General features: G+C 61.4%; 1 protein-coding gene and 1 pseudogene. One reads left to right on the top strand and one right to left on the bottom strand.

Features of this window, described 5'->3' with window-relative positions; translation table 11 throughout:
- A pseudogene (locus NW828_RS13715) lies at window positions 1-201 on the top strand (RNA-guided endonuclease TnpB family protein); the annotation flags it as partial.
- Window positions 202-218: 17 nt separating this feature from the next.
- On the opposite strand, the gene NW828_RS13710 reads toward NW828_RS13715, so the two are convergent.
- On the bottom strand, window positions 219-2,324 hold the full coding sequence (locus tag NW828_RS13710; RefSeq protein ID WP_414384457.1) for a hydantoinase/oxoprolinase family protein: 2,106 nt from the start codon (window positions 2,322-2,324) through the stop codon (window positions 219-221).
- Window positions 2,325-2,539: the final 215 nt, after the last annotated feature.

The following is a 2,539-nucleotide window of genomic DNA, read 5'->3' as shown; positions in this document are numbered from 1 at the left end:
ATCCACCCTGAGCGGGGTAAGTCCTACCGCAATGGTAAGTCGTTCAAGTGTGGACACTGCGGGTGGGAAGGGGATGCTGACCATAACGCTGCTCAAGTAATCTCTCTCCTTGGGGCGACTGTAAACTCGCCTGAAATTCCGAAACTTAGCTGTCCTCTGGGGCCGCTAGGGATTGGGATAAAGCCCGCACCCTGCGCATAGCACGGGTGTCGGGTGGTTTACCAGGACTTTGTCCCGCTATCGCGAACACAGCTCAAGATTAGGGTTCCCACTTCGTCAATGACACCTGTCCAACCGGCTTCGATCACCGCAGTTGCCTCCGGCATCTCGACAATTGCCGGCCCGCGCAGTTGAAACCCCACATCCATGCGCTGCCGATCGTAGACCGGCACCGAGCACATCCTGCCCCCAAACCATGCCTCTCGCCGACCCTTGAGGGGATCCCCTGGCAAAGGGTGGGGTGCAGTCAAAGGCACGGTGGGTAGGGCCTGCACCGCCTGTAGACGCAACTGAATCACCTCCACCGGCTGGGCCAAATCCTGCCATCCATAGCGTTGTCGGTGGGCCTGGTGAAACTGTTGCTCCAGATGAGGAATCGGATCTGACAACTGCACTGGGATCTCCAACTCAAAAGACTGGCCGCGATAGCGCAAGTCCAAGCTGAAGTGCAGCGCCGGATCCTGCAGATCGGCTCTCGCCTGGCGGATCAGGGGTTCTGCCCATTGAGCCAGCGGGGATCCCCCTGAAGCGGACGTGAGCTGCCGCAGAGGTTGGAGGATGGCCCGCCGATAGTCTCGCCGCAGATCTGCCAAAGCCATTCCCAGCGCCGAGAGCACCCCACAGGCAGCCGGGATCAAGATCGTGCGGATGCCCAGCTCTTCTGCCAAAGCACAGGCATGCATGGGCCCGGCTCCACCAAAGGCCAACAGGGCAAAATCGGCGGGATCCAAACCCCGCTCCACGCTGATCACCCGCAAGGCCCGCGACATAGCGACATTCGCCAAGGTGCGAATGCCAACGGCAGTTTCCTGCAAGCTCAAACCCAAGGGATCCGCCAGCGTGGCAATAGCCTGTTCCGCCAGCTCCCGCCGTAGCTGCACCGAGTTGCCCAGCCGCCCGCCATCCGGCAGGTACCCCAGCCAGAGGTTGGCATCGGTAACCGTCGGAGCTGTTCCCCCCCGACCGTAGCAGGCCGGCCCAGGGTTGGATCCGGCACTCTCTGGCCCCACCTGGAGCCCACCGCCGGGCAGCAAATAGGCCAGGGATCCGCCGCCGGCACTGACGGTGTGGATGTCAATTTGGGGCTGTTGCACGGGCAAGCCGCACACCACCGCTGCGGGAGTAACCTGGGGGATCCCATCTTGGATCAAGGCCACATCTGTGCTGGTTCCCCCCATATCGAAGCTGAGCAAGTGGGGGTAGCCACTCAGCCGACCCAGATAGGCCGCCCCGTAAACTCCGCCTGCCGGCCCTGAGAGCAAAGCCACCGAAGCATGGGCCGCCGCCTGAGCAATGGAGGTCACCCCGCCGGAAGACTGCATGATCAAGGGCTGGGGGATCCCTCGCTCCCGACATCCTTGGGCCAAGCGGTGCAGGTAGCCCGCCAATGCCGGGCTGAGGTAGGCATCGATGGCGGTGGTGCTGAAGCGCTCGTATTCGCGGAACTCCGGCGCCACCTCGCAAGACAGGGAAAGATGTAGCTCCGGGAAAGCCTGTCGCAAGGCCATTCCCAGCCGCTGTTCGTGCTCCGGGTAGAGAAAAGAAAACAAAAACCCCACCCCAATAGCGCGGATCCCATCCCGCTGCACTCGTTCCCCCACCTCCTGCACCACCCGCCGGATTTCGGCATCGGTGAGCGGCTCCAACACTCCACCCACGCTGCAGCGCTCCTTCACCTCCAGGCAGTGGTGGCGGGGCACCACCGGCTCCGGCTTGGGCTGCGTCAGGTCATACAGAGAGGGGCGGTTTTGACGGGCAATGGACAGCACATCCCGGAAGCCCGCCGTGGTCAAAAACAGGGTGGGGGATCCCTTGCGCTCCAGCAGCGCGTTGGTGGCCACCGTCATGCCATGGCAGAACAGGTCAACCCGGAGCTCTCCTTGGAGCGCCCCCAGCTTGTCCAGCGCCGCAAAGACTCCCTCCTCAGGGCTGGGGGTAGACAGCACCTTCGCCGTCTGCATCTGGCCATCCTGCAAGAGCACCAGATCAGTAAAGGTGCCCCCCACATCGATCCCCAGGCGGGCCAAGCCTCGGCTTGCTTCCGTCTGATCCAGATTGGCCGGATCGAGGTTGCTACCCAACGCTGACGCGACCATGGCTTCCATCGTGCATTTCTTTTGCCTTCTTCTGGGGCCAGCCCTTGGTCGGACTATGGCTATGACGCCTGGCTTTTGTAACGGCAGAGACAGGCTGACCGGCGCCCCTTCGTGTAGCGAGTGTAGCTCAGCAACTTCTGTCTTTTTTGGAGCATGACTCTAGTCAATAATAAGCTCAACTATACTGAAAATAATGTATAATATGTTCAGTACGGATTACTACC

This window comes from Synechococcus sp. W55.2, from assembly GCF_047461635.1.
Classification (GTDB): domain Bacteria; phylum Cyanobacteriota; class Cyanobacteriia; order Thermostichales; family Thermostichaceae; genus Thermostichus.
Note: the sequence above shows the minus strand (reverse complement) of the source record. Positions and strands in the feature narration are given on the sequence as shown.

What these genes read in the sequence shown, in the direction of transcription:
- NW828_RS13710 (WP_414384457.1), bottom strand. Translation starts at nt 2,324, where the DNA reads ATGGAAGCCATGGTCGCGTCAGCGTTGGGTAGCAACCTCGATCCGGCC.